Origin of the sequence: Rathayibacter sp. PhB186 (assembly GCF_003751825.1) — a bacterium.
GTDB classification, from domain to species: domain Bacteria; phylum Actinomycetota; class Actinomycetes; order Actinomycetales; family Microbacteriaceae; genus Rathayibacter; species Rathayibacter festucae.
The window spans coordinates 110,321-125,913 of the sequence record NZ_RJKO01000001.1; the positions used below are offsets into that span (position 1 = coordinate 110,321).

The window sequence follows — 15,593 nt, forward strand, 5'->3', positions numbered from 1 at the left end:
GTATGGATGAGATCAGCGACGCGAGCAGCGCGGAGGAACCGAACGGGCCGGTCGCCGCGGTCGGCGCGGTGCTCGGCGTCGCCGCCGATCTCGGTGTCACGTCGGCGCGGTTCCTGCTCACGCGGGCCGAGGCCGTGCATCTGGCGTACCGCACGGCGCTCACCGCTCCCGAGGAGTTCGCGCGGGGCGGCGGCCTCTCCCGGAGCGAGGCGAGCAGCCTCGTCGAGCGGTCGATCCGGGCGCAGTTCGCGGTCGCGCTGCGCCTGTCGGAGCGGGCGGCGTCGAAGGTGATCGATCACGCGATCCTGCTGGTCGAGGAGCTGCCGTGCACCCGCGCCGCGGTGGCGGAGGGACGCCTCCTCTGGGAGTCGAGCGAGGTGATCTGCGCGATCGCCGCGACCCTGCCCGCCGCCTCTCGCGCCGCCTTCGACGAGCGCGCCGCAGGCGTCGCGCCGGACGTGACGCCGACGCAACTGAGGCGGATCGTCGCCCGGCTCCGCGACGAGCTGCACGAGGAGCCGTTCGCTCAGCGCCACGCCCGCGCCCGCCAGGACCGCGCCGTGTGGATCTCGCCCGAGATCGACGGGATGGCGACTCTCTGCGCGCTCCTCCCCGCACCGGACGCGATGGGCGTCGGGGATCGTCTCGACCGCATCGCCCGCTCCCTCCGGGAGGGCGGCGACGAGCGCACGCTGGCTCAGCTGAAGGCCGATGCCCTCACCGATCTGCTGCGCGACGGCGACATCGCCGGGACGACACCCGCGAGCGACGGTCCTCAGGTGTCCGAGTCGTACGTCCCCGGGATCCGAGCCGAGGTGCGGCTCACCCTCGCCGCGTCGACCGCCGCGGGACTCGACGACGCACCAGCCGATCTCGACGGCTACGGCCTCATCCCGGCCGACCTCGCCCGCGCGCTGGTCGAGACCGGCGCCTCCTTCACCCGCGTCCTCACGGATCCGGACACCCGCGCGGTCGTCTCCGTCGGCCGCACCTGCCGGGTCCCGCCCCCGCAGATGCGCCTGCATCTGCAGCTCCGAGACCAGACCTGCCGCTTCCCGGGCTGCACCCGCAGCGCCTCGAGGTCGGAGGCGGACCACACGATCGAGTGGCGCAACGGCGGCGAGACCGCCCTGGAGAACCTCGTCTCCCTCTGCACATCGCACCACCACGTGCGCCACGGCGACCGCTGGACCTACGTCCCCCTCCCCGACGGCGGCATCGTCTGGACCACCCCGACCGGCCGCACCGTTACGATCCGCCCGCCCGCCCTGGCCGGGGCGCCGCCGGGCCCCCGCTTCGAGGACGTCCCGCCCCCGTTCTGACGCGCGGGTCTCGATACGCGCTGCGCGCTACTCGACCAGCATGCTCCGCTCCGCGGACACCGGGCTGGAGCGATCCATGCTGATCGAGTAGCCCTCGCAGAGGGCGTATCGAGATCCACCGTTCTGCAGAGGGCGGGTCTCGATACGCGCTTCGCGCTACTCGACCAGCATGGGTGATTCATGCTGATCGAGTAGCCCTCGGAGAGGGCGTATCGAGACCCACCGTCCTGCAGAACGCTGGCTACCGTGGTCTCCGTACCCCGCACCCTCCAGGAGGCACCGTTGCCGCTCGATCCCTACCTCGCCGCCCGCCTGCCGCTGCTCGACGGCGTCGCCTACCCGCTCGACGCGGCGCAGGCGGCGAAGGTCGCCGAGTTCGAGGAGGACCCCGGCCCGTGGTCGCTCCCCACGGGCGTCACCGTCTCCGACGCGGCGATCGACGGCCCGCACGGCCCGATCCCGCTCCGGATCTACGCGCCCGCAGAGCCCGCTGCCTCCGCCCTGCTCTGGGTGCACGGCGGCGGCTTCCAGGCCGGCGACCTCGAGATGCGCGAGTCGCACGTCGTCTCCGCCGAGCTCGCCGCCCGCGCCGGCAGTCGCGTCGTCTCGGTCGGCTATCGCCTCGCGAGCGCCGAGGTCCGCTTCCCCGTCCCGCTCGACGACGTGCAGGCCGCCTGGCGCCACCTCCGCGCCCAGACCCCCGAGGCGCTGCCCGTCGCGATCGGCGGCGCCAGTGCCGGCGCCGCCCTGGCCCTCGCCGCGACGCTCCGCGAGCGCGACGCCGGCACCCGCCTCCCGGACCACGTGCTGCTCGCCTACCCGTTCGCGCACTTCCCGAACCCGGCGCTCGACGACGCCGTGATCCGCGAGCTGTTGCCGCTCCCGCCGCTGCTGCGCTTCCCGACCGCGGGCATCGAGGACATGGTCCGCATCTACGTCGGCCGACTCTCCGACCTGCCCCCGCACGCGCTCCCCGGCGCGGCGCCGCTGCACGGACTGCCGCCGACCTCGGTCCTCGTCAACGAGTTCGACGAGCTGCGCAGCTCGGCCGAGCTCCTGCTCCGCCAGCTCGCGGAGGCGGGCGTCGCCGCGACCGGCTACCTCGCGCAGGGCATGCCGCACGGCCACCTCAACCGGACGCCCGCGCTGCCCGAGGTCGACCGCTCGCTGGCCTTCTTCGCCGCTCAGCTGCGCGCGCTGACGCAGGACAGGCGGTGAGGTCCCCGAACCCGCCCTCGGCGCCCCGGCCAGCACATGGTGATGAGATGTCCTGTCTGCGCGGTCACCGGTCGTCGGTGCTGGGCTGTGAGTGATGGCCGGAGCCGTACGCTGCCCACCGCGTGACAGTGGGCCGGATTGACCGCCGGCCCGACGGTGTGTGCTCGCTCCGGTGCGCCTACCGACTCACCGCCCGACTGCGCCCCGCAGGGCGCTCCGGCTCACTCCTGCAGCAGATCGACCTCCCAGTTGGTGCGCTGGATCGCCGCGTCGAGGTCGCGCAGCTCACGCGCGAGCACGTCGGCCCGCGCGCGCAGCTCGCGCACCGGCAGCGCCGGCAGCCGCCGCAGCTCGCTGCGCAGCTGCCGGTAGCCGCGGTCGCCCGCCGCCGCGTCGGCCGCGCGCACGACGATGCTGTGCTGCGACCGGAGCGACTCGCGCCGGGCGAGCGCCGCGGTCAGCCGCACGCCGTCGGGCGTGGTCGCCGCCGTGTTCGTCAGATTGACCGCCGTGACCAGGCGCTCCAGCGCGTCCAGCGCGCGCAGGCACTCGGCCAGCAGCTCCGACGGGTCCTCCGTCGGCTCCTCGCCCTCCTGGTAGGAGGCGTTCGCGACGATCCGCGACTGGAGGGTCTCGATCCGCTTCTGCAGATCGGCCCGCTCGAGGAGTGCTTCGGCAAGCTTCATGCCCCCAGGCAACCACACGCGCGGCGTCCTCGCTGCCCGTCTAGGCTGCCGATCGTGCCGCTGCAGAATCACCCGGGAGACGTCGAGTTCCCCGTGCGCTCCCGCCTGCGCTACGCGCGTGCCGCGGACGCGCACCGGCGCGCCCCCGGCGGCGGGATCGGCCGCCGCGCCCTGCTGGTCACGGCCGTCGCCTCTCCGCTCGGGATCGTCGGCTTCGTGCTCGGCCTCGCGAGCGCGGACGGCAGCACCGGGCTGCCGATCTTCACCTTCGGCATCGGCCTCGTCCTCGGGCTGGCCCTCGCGTCGATCGCCTTCCAGATCCGCGACGCCGGAGCGCCCCGCCGGCAGCAGCTCGCCTACCGCGCCGAGGCGCGGACGCCCGCGCCGACCCTGCGCCAGCAGCAGCTGCTCGCCCTCGACGCCGTCAGCGACTTCTCCTTCGGCGGCTGGAACTCCTCGCTCGCCTTCCAGCCCACCTGGGCCGAGCTGCCCGCCGCGCTCCGCGCCCGCTTCGCCGACGGCGCCAAGGGCTCGCCCTGGCCGGAGCTGCCGATGCCCGCGCTCACCGAGCAGCGCGGCGCGCTCGACCGCGACTTCCGCATCGCCTCGGCAGAGGACGTCGAGCTGTTCGTCGCCGACGTCCTCGCCCGCGGTCCGCTGTCGACGCGCTTCGCCGAGGTCTCCGCCTCGGAGGACGCCGAGCGGATGCGCTCCCGCATCGCCGCCCTCACCGGCGAGAGCGAGTTCCACCTGCTCGAGCGCGCGCAGCCGGTCGGCGGCCGCCCGCCGGTGCTGCTGCTCGCCGGCGACGCCGAGCGTACGATCGGAGCGATCCGCTACGCCTACGTCGCCGGCTACCTGACCGCCGACCGCGCCTGGGAGCTGCTGGAGAGCATCGGCTCCCGCGTCTTCGCGCAGTACAGCGGCTGGGACGGCTACTGGCGCGACGCCGCCGTCGCGATCGCGTTCCGCACCGACTCGCTCAGCGCCGTGCAGCAGTACCACCGGCTGCGCGGCGAGCTGCTGGCCTCGGACTGGCCGGCGGCGAGCACGCCGTATCCGGAGAGCGCATCGTGACCGGGTCGCGTCACGATCGAGACGCCCACGATCCCGAAGTCCCGGACGACCGCGACCCCGCCCAGCAGGCGCTCGAGGCGATCCAGCGGATCAGCAGCGGAGGCGATCCCGCCGCCGCGGCCTTCGCGCTGTCGAACGCGTGGACCGACCGGCAGGTCGACCGGCTCAAGGCCTTCTGGCGGCGTTCGCGCCGGGACACCAGCGGCTCCTGACATCGGAGGCTCATAGGCGACGCAAAGGGTCCCGCCTGCCGCGCCGGTCACTCTGGGGTTCCCCGAGCCCCCGAGTGACAAGGATCCCCCGATGTCCCGCATCCCCGAGCCCGACCGCACCCCCGACGGCCTCCGCTACGAGGGCCGTGCCCTCGTCCGCCCCGACGACGAGGTCGTCGACCAGGGCCTCTCCTTCGACGTCGGCACCCTGCTGAGCCGCCGGATGTTCGATCGCCGCCGCGTGCTCGGCCTGATCGGGGTCGGCGCCGCCACCACGGCGCTGGCCGCGTGCTCGGCCGTCGCGGGCAGCGCCTCCGGAACCGCGACGAGCAGCGCGAGCAGCGGCGCCGCCGCGACCACCGGCGAGATCCCCGACGAGACCGCCGGCCCCTACCCCGGCGACGGCTCGAACGGCCCCGACGTGCTGAGCGACTCCGGCATCGTCCGCAGCGACATCCGCTCGAGCATCGACGGCGGCGCCACCGCGGTCGGCGTGCCGCTCGCCTTCACCCTGACGATCCTCGACACCGCGAACGGCGGCGTCCCGTTCGAGAACGCCGCCGTCTACGTCTGGCACTGCGACGCGTCCGGCGGCTACTCGATGTACTCCGACGGCATCACCGAGGAGACCTACCTCCGCGGCGTGCAGATCGCCGACGCGAACGGCGAGGTCGGCTACACCTCGATCTTCCCGGCCTGCTACTCCGGCCGCTGGCCGCACATCCACTTCGAGGTCTACCCCGACGTCGACTCGATCAGCGACTCCGGCAACGCGATCGCGACCTCGCAGCTGGCCGTCCCCGAGGACGCCTGCACCGCGGTCTACGCGCTCAGCGGCTACGAGGGCTCGAGCGAGAACCTCGCCCAGGTGAGCCTCGACGACGACAACGTCTTCGGCGACGACGGCGGCGAGCTGCAGCTGCCGACCGCGACCGGCGACGCCACCTCCGGCTACCGCTTCGCCCTCACGGTCCGCGTCGACACGACGACCGAGCCGACCGGCGGATCGGTGCCCTCGGGCGGCGGCGGCGCGGGCGGGGGACGTCCGCCCTCGGCCTGACGGCACTGGGCGTGCCAGGCTTGCCGCATGGCTGTCGAGGTGGGTGCGGATCTCGAGGTGTCCGCGCGCCTGACGATCCCCGCGTCCGAGCTGCAGTGGCGGTTCTCCCGCTCCTCCGGCCCGGGCGGGCAGCACGTCAACACCTCCGACAGCCGCGTGCAGCTCACCTGGAGCGTCGCGGAGTCGGCCGCGCTCACGGACGACCAGCGGGAGCGCCTCCTCCAGCGGCTCGCCCAGCGCCTGGTCTCCGGAGCGATCACCGTCACGGTCTCGCAGGAGCGCTCGCAGCTGCGCAACCGCGAGGTCGCCCTCACGACCCTCCGCGACCTCGTCGCCACCGCCCTCGCCCCGCCCGCCGCCCCGCGCCGGCCGACCCGCCCCACCCGCGGCTCCGGCCGCCGCCACCTCGCGAGCAAGCAGCAGCGCTCCGCCACCAAGCAGCAGCGCCGCCGCCCGACGGAGGACTGAGCACGCAGGACCGGCGCTAGAGCCGGTCGCTCCGCCACTCCGCCGCGAGCTCCTCGCCGCGGGCGAAGGCCTGCTCCTCGCGCTCGCGCAGCTCGACGCGGCGGATCTTGCCCGAGATGGTCTTGGGCAGCTCGTGGAACTCGATCCGGCGCACCCGCTCGAAGGAGGAGAGCAGCTCGTCGGTGTGCCGGAAGATCGCCGCGGCGGTCTCGGCGGTCGGCTCCCAGCCGTCCGCGAGCGCGACGTAGGCCTTGACCACGCTGTGCCGGGTCGGGTCGGGCGCCGGGACGACCGCGGACTCGGCGACGGCCGGGTGCTGCAGCAGCACGCTCTCGACCTCGAAGGGCGAGATCTTGAAGTCGGACGACTTGAAGATGTCGTCGGTGCGGCCGAGGAAGGTGATGGTGCCGTCGACGGCGCGGACGGCGACGTCGCCGGTGTGGAAGTAGCCATCGGCCCGCGCGCGCGAGGTGCGCTCGTCGTCGCCGTGGTAGCCGGACATCAGGTTGACCGGCTCGGTGGACAGGTCGAGGCAGATCTCGCCGGTGGAGGAGGACTCGCCGGTGACCGGGTCGATCAGCGCGATCGCGACGCCCGGCAGCGGCCGGCCCATCGCTCCGGAGACGACCTCGGCACCGGGCGGGTTGGCGATGATCGCCGTGGTCTCGGTCTGGCCGTAGCCGTCGCGGATGGTGAGGCCCCAGTCGCGCTCGACGGTCGCGATCACCTCGGGGTTCAGCGGCTCGCCGGCCGAGAGGATCTCGCTGAGCGCGCGCGGGCGGGCGCCGAGGTCGGACTGGATCAGCATCCGCCAGACCGTCGGCGGCGCGCAGAAGGTGGTGACGCCCGCGCGGTCCAGCTGCTCGCGCAGCGCGACCGGCGAGAACCGGGAGTAGTTGTAGACGAAGACCGTCGCCTCGGCGTTCCACGGCGCGAAGAAGCAGCTCCAGGCGTGCTTGCCCCAGCCCGGCGAGCTGATCGCCGAGTGCACGTCGCCCGGCTGCACGCCGAGCCAGTACATCGTGCTGAGGTGCCCGACCGGGTACGACTCGTGGGTGTGCACGACCATCTTCGGCTTCGAGGTGGTCCCCGAGGTGAAGTAGATCAGGCAGGCGTCGGTGCTGTCGACGACGACCCTCGGCGCGATGCCGGGGGCCTCGATCGAGTCGGCGTAGTCGAGCCAGCCCTCGGGCACGTCCGCCGCGCCGCCCACCGCGATCAGCCCGACGTCCTCCGTGAGGCCCTCGAACTTCGCGGTCTCGGTCGCGTCCGCGATCACGTGCGCGACCTCGCCGCGCTCGAGGCGGTCGGCCAGGTCGGCGGGGGAGAGGAGCGTCGTGGTGGGCAGGATGACCGCGCCGAGCTTCATGATCGCGAGCATCGACTCCCACAGCTCGAGCCGGTTGCCGAGCATGAGCATCACGTGGTCGCCCTGCTCGACGCCGACGGAGTGCAGCCAGGCGGCGACCTCGTCGGAGCGCCAGCGCATCTCGTCGAAGGAGACCTTCGTCTCCGAGCCGTCCTCCTCGACGATCCAGAGGGCGGTCCTCTCGTTGCCGATGGCGATCTCGTCGAACCAGTCGACGGCCCAGTTGAAGTGCGGGCCGATGTCCGGCCAGCGGAAGGCGTCCGTGGCGGCCGCCGCGTCGGTGCGGTGCTCGAGCAGGGTGTCGCGCGCGGCGCGGAGGCGCCCGGTGGGGTTCATCCGACCATCCTCTCGCGCCGCGGCGCCCAAGGGTGTGGGCGACTAGTACTTGATCGACTGCCCGCCGTCGATCGGCAGCACGACCGCGTTGATGTAGGAGGCGTCGTCCGAGAGCAGGAAGGCGACGACCGAGGCGATCTCGGCGGCCTCGCCGTAGCGCTTGGTCGGGTTCACCTGGATGAACTCCTCGGCGGCCTTCCGCGGGTTCTCGGCGTCGAGCTGCTTCATCGAGTTCTCGACCATCGGCGTCCAGATGGCGCCCGGGGCGATCGCGTTGATGCGGATGCCGTACTGCCCGTACTCGATGCCGGAGTTGCGGGTGAGGCCGACGACGCCGTGCTTCGCCGCCGCGTAGCCGGACTGGTTGCCGATGCCGGTGATGCCGCCGACGCTCGCGGTGTTGACGACCATGCCGGAGCCCTGCTCGCGCATCACCTTGAGTACCTTCTCGAGACCGAGGAACACGCCGCGGAGGTTGATCGCGACGACCTTGTCGAACTCGTCGGCGGTGAAGTCCTCGGTGCGGTTCTGGCGGCCCTCGATGCCGGCGTTGTTGAAGAAGCCGTCGATGCGGCCGAAGCGCGCGAGGGTCTGCGCGACGTAGTCGTCGACGTCGGACGCCTTCGACACGTCCGCGATCACGGTGAGCGACTCGGTGCCCTCGGGGAGCGCCTCGACGGTCGCGGCGAGACCCTGCTCGGAGACGTCGACGAGGGCGAGCTTCGCGCCCTCCGCGGCGAGGCGGACGGCGGTGGCGCGGCCGAGGCCGGAGCCGCCGCCGGTGATGAGGACGACGCGATCGGTGAAGCGGGTGCTGCTGATATCCATAGGTGCACTATATACCTAGTAGTACTCGGGAATCTGGGCGCGGGCTCCGCGGATCCGATGCCCGGAACCGCCGCGTCCGGTGCTCCGCGTCCCTGTTAACCGCCGCAGAGACCGTCCCGCTCGGCGGCCGCCTCGGGTAGACCGGAGGGACCGACACGACCGCCGACACGAGCAGGGGGAGCCGTGAAGAGCAGGAGAAGAACGATGACCACGGGGGCCGCCCTGGCCCTCACCGGGCTGGCGCTGGCCGCCTGCACCGCCCCGGCGGAGAGCGGAGCGGAGGCGACGCCGACCGTCTCGGAGGCGCCCGCGGCCTCCTCGACCGCCTCGGCCTCCGCCTCGCCGGGCGACCGCCCGATCGGACCCGTCCGGCTGCCCGAGGGGGCGACCGCCGCCGTCGAGTGGGTCGACGAGACCGGCGCCGTCGAGCCGCGGACCGTGCGCCTGACCGGCGAGCCGCTGCACGTGACCGTCTCGGTCGCCTGCGACACCGCCGACGCCGAGGTGACCGTCGAGGTCGAGGGCCTGATGACCACCGGCTCGTCCTGCGTCTACGACCCGGGCACCACCCGGACGACGAGCAACGGCGGCGGCAACACCGGCTCGATGGAGATCGCCGTCGACCAGGACGCGCGCATCACCGTGACGACCGACCCCGCCGACGCCCACTGGTCCGGCGCGGTCTCGACCGGCCCGCAGACCGTGCCGCTGGGCTGATCCAGAGGCGCCGGCTCGGCGCTAGCCCAGCGGCACGCCCAGGGCGGCCATGAACGGCACGGCGTCGACCGCCTCGCCGTCGACGCGGGTCTCGAAGTGCAGGTGGCAGCCGGTGGAGGCGCCGGTCGAGCCGCGGGTCGCGATGACCTCGCCCGCGACGACGGTGTCGCCGACGTCGACGAGCAGGTCGGTGTTGTGCGCGTAGCCGGTCTCGATGCCGCCGCCGTTGTCGAGCAGGATCCAGTTGCCGTAGCTGCCGGAGTAGGCCGCCTCCTCGACGGTGCCGCTCGCGGCCGCGAGGACCGGGGTCCCGCAGGCGCCGGCGAGGTCGGTGCCCTTGTGGAAGAGGTTCACGCCGGCGACCGGCTGGTCCGGGCGGGGGCCGTAGCTGCTGCTGATGTGGCCGGCGATCGGGAGCACCCAGGTGCCGGAGACCCCGGCGGCCGCGGCGGTCGACTCGCCCGCGCCGGCGGTGATCGCGTCGAGCGAGGCGGTGGGCACGAGGACCTCGGGCTTGGCCTCGGCGGCGAAGGCGTCGCGGGTGACACTCTGCTGCACGACGCCCGCGGCGACGAAGCTCTGCGGGCGGGCCGCGGCGACGGCGTTCGCGGTGTCGGTCGCGACGGCGGACTCCGGGGTGTCGCCGACGGCGAAGGCGGGCATCGTCGAGGTGACGGCCAGGCCGACCACGAAGGTCATCGCGGCGAAGGCGGACACGCGGCGCGTCGAGGGGCGGCGGACGGCGGTGCTCCGGGCCGTGCTGCGCGCGGCGGCGGTGCGGGCGGCGGCGGTGCGGGCGACGCTGCGCGCGGCGACCTGCTCGGCCTCGCGCTGCTCGCGCAGCTGCCGGCGGGTCGGGAGGGCCTGCGCGGTCGCGGCGGAGACGGGGGCCGGCGCGTGGTCGGAGTGGTGCATGCAGTCGTGGTTTCCGGGTCGTTCGCCGCGGGGGAACGGGGGCGCGGCAGGGCGGGTCGGGGCGGCGGAGCGCTCAGCAGGGCTCAGCAGGTGGTGCTCAGGGGGGTGTCAGCCGGGGCTCAGGGGACCGCGCGGCGACCCTCCAGAGTACCTGCGCAGCTCCGGAACGCCACTGGGAGAATGCCGAGTGGTGCACGGTATCGATGCCGCAGGCTCAGGCGAGCGCCTCCGCGCAGTGGCGGAGCAGGGCGTGCAGCTCGCGGATCCGCGCCCCGTCCAGCCCCGTCAGCATGCGCTCCTCGACCGCCCGGACGGCCGCGCTCGCCTCGCCCAGGAGCTCCTCGCCGGAGGCCGTGAGCCGGATCGGCAGTGCTCGGCCGCTCGGCGCCGTCTCGGCCCGGATGAGGTGGCCGTCGCGCTCGAGCGACTGCAGCAGCACGTGCATCGACTGCCGCGTGACGAACGCGCCCCGCGCCAGCTCGGAGCTGGACAGCCCCGGCCGGTGCGCCAGCAGCTCCAGGCAGGAGTAGGCGGTGACCGTGATCCCGAGCGGCCGCAGCGCCGCCTCCATCACGACGCGCAGGGCGCTCGACGCCTCCTTCAGCACGTAGCCGACGGAGGTGTCCAGCTCGATCCGTGCCGTGCTCTCGCCCTGTTGACTCATGTCAGTAGTCTGACATACGCTCCATGTAAGAAAACTGACACCCACCCCCGACGTAAGGCGCTCCCATGGCGATCACCGGCCCCGACTTCCTCTCCCTCCAGGTCCGCGACCTCGAGCGCTCCGCCGAGTTCTACGAGACCCGCCTCGGCCTCTCCCGCCGCCCCGGCCCGCCGCACGCCGTCGTCTTCGACACCGCGCCGATCCCGTTCGCCATCCGTGACGTGATCCCCGGCACCGAGCTCCCCGCCGAGCCCGGCCGCGGCGTCGCGCTCTGGCTGCACGCGACCGAGGTCGCCGCCCTGCACGACGACCTCGCCGCCGCCGGCGTCCCGATCACGTCGGCTCCCGCCGAGGGCCCCTTCGGCCTGACCTTCACCTTCGCCGACCCGGACGGCTACCTGATCACCCTCCACGACCGCGCCTGACGCGGCTGCGACTGCGAGACGCTAGGCGTCCGCGCCCGCCGGCTGCCAGAGCTGGAGGCGGTTGCCCTCGGGGTCGTGCAGGTCGGCGAAGCGGCCGTTGGGGTAGGTCTCGGGGTCGATCTCGACGGGGATGCCCGCGGCGCGGAGCTGGGCGACGAGCGCGTCGAGCGAGCGGACGCGGAGGTTCAGGGTCCAGCCGGCGGGGCCGAGCGGCTCGGAGCCGGCCGGCATCGGGGCGAGGACGGTGGTGCCGGCGTCCTGGCGCCAGGAGGGGGCGCCGTACTCCATCGGCACCTCGTCGATGCCGAGGTGCTCGGCGTACCAGCGCGCCAGCGCCGCCGGGTCGCGCGCGGCGAAGAAGAAGCCGCCGATGCCCGTGACCCGCTCGCGCGACACGATCAGTACCGGCCGCTCGTGAAGACCAGCAGGGCGATCAGGCCGGCGACGGTCGCGGCGACGCCGGAGCCGAGGCGCCACCACATCCAGCGGTCGCGCTTGGGGCCGCGCATCGGGCGGCGCAGGGCGTTCCGGCCGTGATAGCCGCCGGGGTTCGGAGTGAAGACCATGACTCCAGCCTGCCTCACCAGGCTCGCCGGGTCACGGCCTCAGGCACTCCACTCGCTGTCGTCCCGCCAGGGCGCGAGGTCGACCTCGTTGCCCTCCGGGTCGGCGAGGGTCCACCACTCCGGCGCGTTCGAGTCGTCGACGACGCGGCCGCCGGCGGCGAGGGCCGCGGCGAGGCGGGCGTCGACGACGTCGCGCGGCAGGTAGAGGTCGAGGTGGATCGTGTTGCGCTCGGGGCGCGGGCCCTCGATCCGCTGGATCCAGAGGTTCGGGCCGAGGGCGCGCGGATCGGCGAGGTCGGCGTCCTCGACGGGGGCGTAGCCGAGCACGGCCCGCCAGAAGGCGCGGACCGCGGCGACGTCGACGGCGTCGATCGCGATCTGCAGGCTCTGCACCGCGGCCGGCTCGGCGGGGAGGCCGAGCGCGCGGGCGGCGGCCGAGATCTCGCGGGCGAGGGCCAGGTCGCGCTCGCTGATGTCGCCGACGTCGTGGCTGATCAGGCGCACGCCGACGCCGCCGTAGCGCAGATCGACGTCGGGGTGGTGGCCGGCCTGCTCGGCGAGGGCGGCGATCGCGGCGACCAGGGCGGCGCCCGCGGCGAAGGAGTCGGCCCCGCGATCGCCGGTGCGGAAGTAGGCGCGGGCGCCGTCGCCGACGACCCGCCAGTCGGCGGTGCCGGGGGCGGCGCGGAAGTCGCGCGGGGAGATCGCATCGGTCATGCGGCAGTTGTACTCCCCGGCCGGCCGTTCTGCCCAGGCCCGGCTGCCCAGGCCCCGTGCGGTGCCCGCTCGCTACGGTGGACCCACGACCGATCGGGTCGACGAGTGTGAGGAGCCGGCATGGCGCAGAAGAAGAAGTCCGATTCGAAGAAGTCGTCGCAGAAGACCGACGACAAGGCCGCGCAGAAGCGCGCGAAGAAGGCCCTGGCGAAGGCGGAGAAGTCGGTCCGCGCGGCCCACGACGCCGTGCGCGACTCCAGCAAGAAGCTGCGCAAGAAGGCCCGCAAGCTCGCCGAGCAGACCGACACGCTCAAGCGCCGGCAGGAGAAGGCGGCGAAGAAGGCCGCCCAGGCCGAGAAGCGCAGCGCGCCCTCCGCGCCCAAGCACGTGGTCGAGCGCGAGCACATCGCCGTCGGCGCGGCCGACCCGTCGGTCACGCCCGACTTCACGCCGCCGCTGCCGAGCGCGGCGCACGACGAGCAGGACCAGGAGCAGGACAAGGCTCCCGAGGAGCAGGCCGAGCAGCAGCCCGAGCAGCAGCCCGACGCCGACCCGGAGCACGTGCCGGACCTCACGCTGCCGCTGCCGCACTCCTCGAACTGAGCGGGCCCCGCGGGACGCCCCTACCCTGAGAAACTGCACAGGGTAGCCCGGCGCGCCGCTCGGAGAGGTGAACAGCCGGTGAACGCCCCGGCGAACCCTTCCGAGCGGCTTGCGCGGGCGAGAGGATCTCCTCCGTGGATCCCTTCATCCTTCTCGCGCTCGTCATCGTCACCGCTCTGGCGTTCGATTTCACCAACGGCTTCCACGACACGGCGAACGCGATGGCCACGTCCATCGCGACCGGCGCGTTGAAGCCGAAGGTGGCCGTCACGCTCTCCGCCGTCCTCAATCTGGTCGGCGCGTTCCTCAGCATCGAGGTGGCGCTGACCGTCACCAACGCGGTCGTCAAGATCCAGGACTCCACCGGCGCGCCCGACCCGGCGCTGCTCGAGGGCGGCGGCTCGGCGCTCCTGCTGATCGTGCTCGCCGGCCTCATCGGCGGCATCGTCTGGAACCTCCTCACCTGGCTGCTCGGTCTGCCCTCCAGCTCGTCGCACGCCCTCTTCGGCGGCCTGATCGGCTCGGCGCTCGCAGGCCTCGGCCTCAACGGCGTCAACTGGGCCGGCGACGGCTCGAAGCTCGACGGCGTCGTCGGCAAGGTGATCCTGCCCGCGCTGATGTCCCCGGTGCTCGCCGGCGCGGTCGCCGCGATCGGCACCTGGCTCGTCTTCCGTGTGATCGGCAACCTCGCCGACCGCCGCATCCACCGCGGCTTCCGGATCGGCCAGATCGGCAGCGCCTCGCTCGTCTCGCTCGCGCACGGCACCAACGACGCGCAGAAGACCATGGGCGTCATCACCCTCGCGCTGATCGCCGCGGGCGGCTGGAGCGACACCGAGTCCGTCCCGTTCTGGGTCAAGCTCAGCTGCGCGCTCGCCATCTCGCTCGGCACCTACATCGGCGGCTGGCGCATCATCCGCACCGTCGGCAAGGGCCTCGTCGAGATCGACACCCCGCAGGGCATGGCCGCCGAGAGCGCCTCCGCCGCGGTCATCCTCGCCTCCAGCCACCTCGGCTTCGCCCTCTCGACCACGCACGTCGCGACCGGCTCGATCCTCGGCTCCGGCGTCGGCCGCCCCGGCGCGCAGGTCCGCTGGCGCGTCGCGCTCCGGATGGTGATCGCCTGGGTGATCACGCTCCCGGCCGCAGCGCTGATGGGCGCCGTGATGTGGTGGATCGGCCACCTGGTCGGCGGGGCCGCCGGCGGCATCCTGATGACCGCGATCCTCGTCGCCGTCGCCGTCTTCATCTACGTCCGCTCGCGCCGCGACAGCATCGGCGCGCACAACGTCAACGACGAGTGGTCGGACGCGGGCACCGCGGCGAAGCAGACCGCCGGCGTCTAGCCCGGATCCCTCCGTACCGACTCGAAAGGACCGACCCGTGCTCTCCCTCTTCTTCACTGCCGCCGGCCAGGTGGCGCTCATCGCCGTGCTCCTCGGCGCGGGCCTGCCCGTGCTCTTCGCCGTCGGCGTCCGCTCGTTCGCCCTCGCCGGCGGTGACGGAGCCACCGGAACCGCGGCCTCGACCTCGCAGGCTCCCGGCCTCCCCGCGCCGCTGCTGCGCGCACTCGGCGTGCTCTGCTTCGTGATCGTGGTCGCCGCCGTGGCGGTGGGCCTGAGCATCATCATCGCGACCGGCCTCGGCCAGGCCGTGAGCTTCGAGCACGTCTTCCCGACGTTCGTCCCCAAGGGCTGAGCATGGCGGCGACCGACCCGGCGGCGACCGACCCGGCGGCGTCCGATGCGGCGGCTCCCGCTCAGGCGGACGGCGTCGTCGCGCGGGTGGTCAGCTGGCTCCGTGCGGGCTACCCGACCGGGGTGCCCGAGACCGACTACCTGCCGTTGCTGGGCATCCTCCAGCGCAGCCTCACCCGTGACGAGCTGGAGCAGGTCGTCCGCGAGCTGCTCTCCGACGCCGTCCGCGCCGATGCGGCCGGCGAGGAGCTCTCGGCGGCCCGGATGCGCGCGCGCATCGAGGAGACGCTCCTCGGACCCGCGCTGCCCGAGGACCTCGTCCGGGTCTCGGCGCGGCTCGCGAGCGCGGGCTGGCCGCTGGCCCGCCCGGAGGAGCTCGCCGAGCCGGAGCGCCCGGCCTCGGAGCGCGCCGGACTCGTCACGCGCGTCGTCCGCTGGCTGCGCGCGGGCTACCCCGCGGGGCTGCCCGAGCAGGACTTCGTGCCGCTGATCGCGCTGCTGCGCCGCCGGCTCTCCGACGAGGAGGTCGCCGAGGTCGCGACCCGCCTGGCCGCCGAGGGCGGGCTGCCGGCCAGCCGCGTCGACGTCGGCACGGCGATCGCCGCGGTCACCTCGGAGCTGCCGTCGGACGCCGACATCGAGCGGGTCCGGCTCTCGCTGGCCGAGCACGACCGGCCGGAGGAGTTCGCGAGCTGAGCGCGCCGGTGCAGCCG

General features: G+C 73.7%; 20 protein-coding genes. 12 read left to right on the forward strand and 8 right to left on the reverse strand.

Annotation, left to right across the window (positions count from 1 at the left end; genetic code table 11):
- Window positions 1–2 precede the first annotated feature (2 nt).
- Window positions 3–1,322, forward strand: a complete 1,320-nt coding sequence (locus EDF45_RS00540; RefSeq protein WP_123734559.1) for an HNH endonuclease signature motif containing protein — start codon at window positions 3–5, stop codon at window positions 1,320–1,322.
- A 282-nt stretch (window positions 1,323–1,604) separates the two neighbouring features.
- Window positions 1,605–2,540: an alpha/beta hydrolase fold domain-containing protein gene (locus tag EDF45_RS00545; RefSeq protein ID WP_123734560.1), complete on the forward strand. Its 936-nt coding sequence runs from the start codon at window positions 1,605–1,607 to the stop codon at window positions 2,538–2,540.
- A gap of 221 nt (window positions 2,541–2,761) precedes the next feature.
- Here the strand turns inward: EDF45_RS00545 and EDF45_RS00550 are convergent, their stop codons facing one another.
- Window positions 2,762–3,226, reverse strand: coding sequence for a DIP1984 family protein (locus EDF45_RS00550; RefSeq protein WP_123734561.1), 465 nt, complete (start codon window positions 3,224–3,226; stop codon window positions 2,762–2,764).
- 54 nt (window positions 3,227–3,280) lie between these two features.
- On the opposite strand from EDF45_RS00550, the gene EDF45_RS00555 reads away from it, so the two are divergent.
- From EDF45_RS00555 to arfB, 4 genes are all read left to right on the forward strand, one after another.
- Window positions 3,281–4,303, forward strand: coding sequence for a DUF1266 domain-containing protein (locus EDF45_RS00555; RefSeq protein ID WP_123734562.1), 1,023 nt, complete (start codon window positions 3,281–3,283; stop codon window positions 4,301–4,303).
- Window positions 4,300–4,515, forward strand: coding sequence for a hypothetical protein (locus tag EDF45_RS00560; RefSeq protein ID WP_123734563.1), 216 nt, complete (start codon window positions 4,300–4,302; stop codon window positions 4,513–4,515). Before EDF45_RS00555 ends, EDF45_RS00560 begins: the two co-directional genes overlap by 4 nt.
- 91 nt (window positions 4,516–4,606) lie before the next feature.
- Window positions 4,607–5,575, forward strand: a complete 969-nt coding sequence (locus EDF45_RS00565) for an intradiol ring-cleavage dioxygenase (RefSeq protein ID WP_123734564.1) — start codon at window positions 4,607–4,609, stop codon at window positions 5,573–5,575.
- A 27-nt stretch (window positions 5,576–5,602) separates the two neighbouring features.
- Complete coding sequence (gene arfB / locus EDF45_RS00570) at window positions 5,603–6,043, forward strand: alternative ribosome rescue aminoacyl-tRNA hydrolase ArfB (protein WP_123734565.1); 441 nt, start codon at window positions 5,603–5,605, stop codon at window positions 6,041–6,043.
- A gap of 16 nt (window positions 6,044–6,059) precedes the next feature.
- Here the strand turns inward: arfB and EDF45_RS00575 are convergent, their stop codons facing one another.
- The gene (locus tag EDF45_RS00575) at window positions 6,060–7,748 is read right to left on the reverse strand and encodes an AMP-binding protein (protein ID WP_123734566.1); all 1,689 of its coding nucleotides are present in this window, start codon (window positions 7,746–7,748) and stop codon (window positions 6,060–6,062) included.
- A gap of 42 nt (window positions 7,749–7,790) precedes the next feature.
- The gene (locus EDF45_RS00580) at window positions 7,791–8,576 is read right to left on the reverse strand and encodes a glucose 1-dehydrogenase (protein ID WP_123734567.1); all 786 of its coding nucleotides are present in this window, start codon (window positions 8,574–8,576) and stop codon (window positions 7,791–7,793) included.
- Between the two features lie 204 nt (window positions 8,577–8,780).
- Here EDF45_RS00580 and EDF45_RS00585 point away from each other — a divergent pair, with 204 nt between their 5' ends.
- On the forward strand, window positions 8,781–9,293 hold the full coding sequence (locus EDF45_RS00585) for a hypothetical protein (protein ID WP_123734568.1): 513 nt from the start codon (window positions 8,781–8,783) through the stop codon (window positions 9,291–9,293).
- 21 nt (window positions 9,294–9,314) lie between these two features.
- On the opposite strand, the gene EDF45_RS00590 is transcribed toward EDF45_RS00585, so the two are convergent.
- Both EDF45_RS00590 and EDF45_RS00595 read right to left on the reverse strand, forming a co-directional pair.
- On the reverse strand, window positions 9,315–10,208 hold the full coding sequence (locus tag EDF45_RS00590) for a M23 family metallopeptidase (RefSeq protein WP_123447495.1): 894 nt from the start codon (window positions 10,206–10,208) through the stop codon (window positions 9,315–9,317).
- A 214-nt stretch (window positions 10,209–10,422) separates the two neighbouring features.
- A complete protein-coding gene (locus EDF45_RS00595) occupies window positions 10,423–10,872 on the reverse strand; it encodes a MarR family winged helix-turn-helix transcriptional regulator (RefSeq protein ID WP_123734569.1) in 450 nt (149 codons plus the stop codon).
- A gap of 65 nt (window positions 10,873–10,937) precedes the next feature.
- Between EDF45_RS00595 and EDF45_RS00600 the strand changes: the two genes are divergently transcribed.
- On the forward strand, window positions 10,938–11,297 hold the full coding sequence (locus EDF45_RS00600; RefSeq protein WP_123734570.1) for a VOC family protein: 360 nt from the start codon (window positions 10,938–10,940) through the stop codon (window positions 11,295–11,297).
- A gap of 21 nt (window positions 11,298–11,318) precedes the next feature.
- On the opposite strand, the gene EDF45_RS00605 is transcribed toward EDF45_RS00600, so the two are convergent.
- From EDF45_RS00605 to EDF45_RS00610, 3 genes are read right to left on the reverse strand one after another with little or no spacing between them, the layout of a single operon-like run.
- Window positions 11,319–11,693, reverse strand: coding sequence for a VOC family protein (locus EDF45_RS00605; RefSeq protein ID WP_123734571.1), 375 nt, complete (start codon window positions 11,691–11,693; stop codon window positions 11,319–11,321).
- A 2-nt stretch (window positions 11,694–11,695) separates the two neighbouring features.
- Window positions 11,696–11,863 carry a hypothetical protein gene (locus tag EDF45_RS21115; RefSeq protein ID WP_165908993.1) on the reverse strand — a complete coding sequence of 56 codons (168 nt, stop codon included), beginning with the start codon at window positions 11,861–11,863 and terminating at the stop codon, window positions 11,696–11,698.
- A gap of 39 nt (window positions 11,864–11,902) precedes the next feature.
- On the reverse strand, window positions 11,903–12,580 hold the full coding sequence (locus tag EDF45_RS00610; RefSeq protein ID WP_123734572.1) for a VOC family protein: 678 nt from the start codon (window positions 12,578–12,580) through the stop codon (window positions 11,903–11,905).
- 120 nt (window positions 12,581–12,700) lie between these two features.
- Here EDF45_RS00610 and EDF45_RS00615 point away from each other — a divergent pair, with 120 nt between their 5' ends.
- The 4 genes from EDF45_RS00615 (at window position 12,701) to EDF45_RS00630 (ending at window position 15,576) form a co-directional block, all read left to right on the forward strand.
- Entirely contained in the window at window positions 12,701–13,183 is a 483-nt protein-coding gene (locus tag EDF45_RS00615) for a hypothetical protein (protein WP_123734573.1), read from the forward strand.
- A gap of 134 nt (window positions 13,184–13,317) precedes the next feature.
- On the forward strand, window positions 13,318–14,529 hold the full coding sequence (locus tag EDF45_RS00620) for an inorganic phosphate transporter (RefSeq protein ID WP_123734574.1): 1,212 nt from the start codon (window positions 13,318–13,320) through the stop codon (window positions 14,527–14,529).
- A 37-nt stretch (window positions 14,530–14,566) separates the two neighbouring features.
- Window positions 14,567–14,881, forward strand: a complete 315-nt coding sequence (locus EDF45_RS00625; RefSeq protein ID WP_123734575.1) for a hypothetical protein — start codon at window positions 14,567–14,569, stop codon at window positions 14,879–14,881.
- 2 nt (window positions 14,882–14,883) lie between these two features.
- Window positions 14,884–15,576 (forward strand): DUF3349 domain-containing protein, encoded by a 693-nt coding sequence (locus EDF45_RS00630; RefSeq protein ID WP_123734576.1) that lies wholly within the window; start codon window positions 14,884–14,886, stop codon window positions 15,574–15,576.
- Window positions 15,577–15,593: the final 17 nt, after the last annotated feature.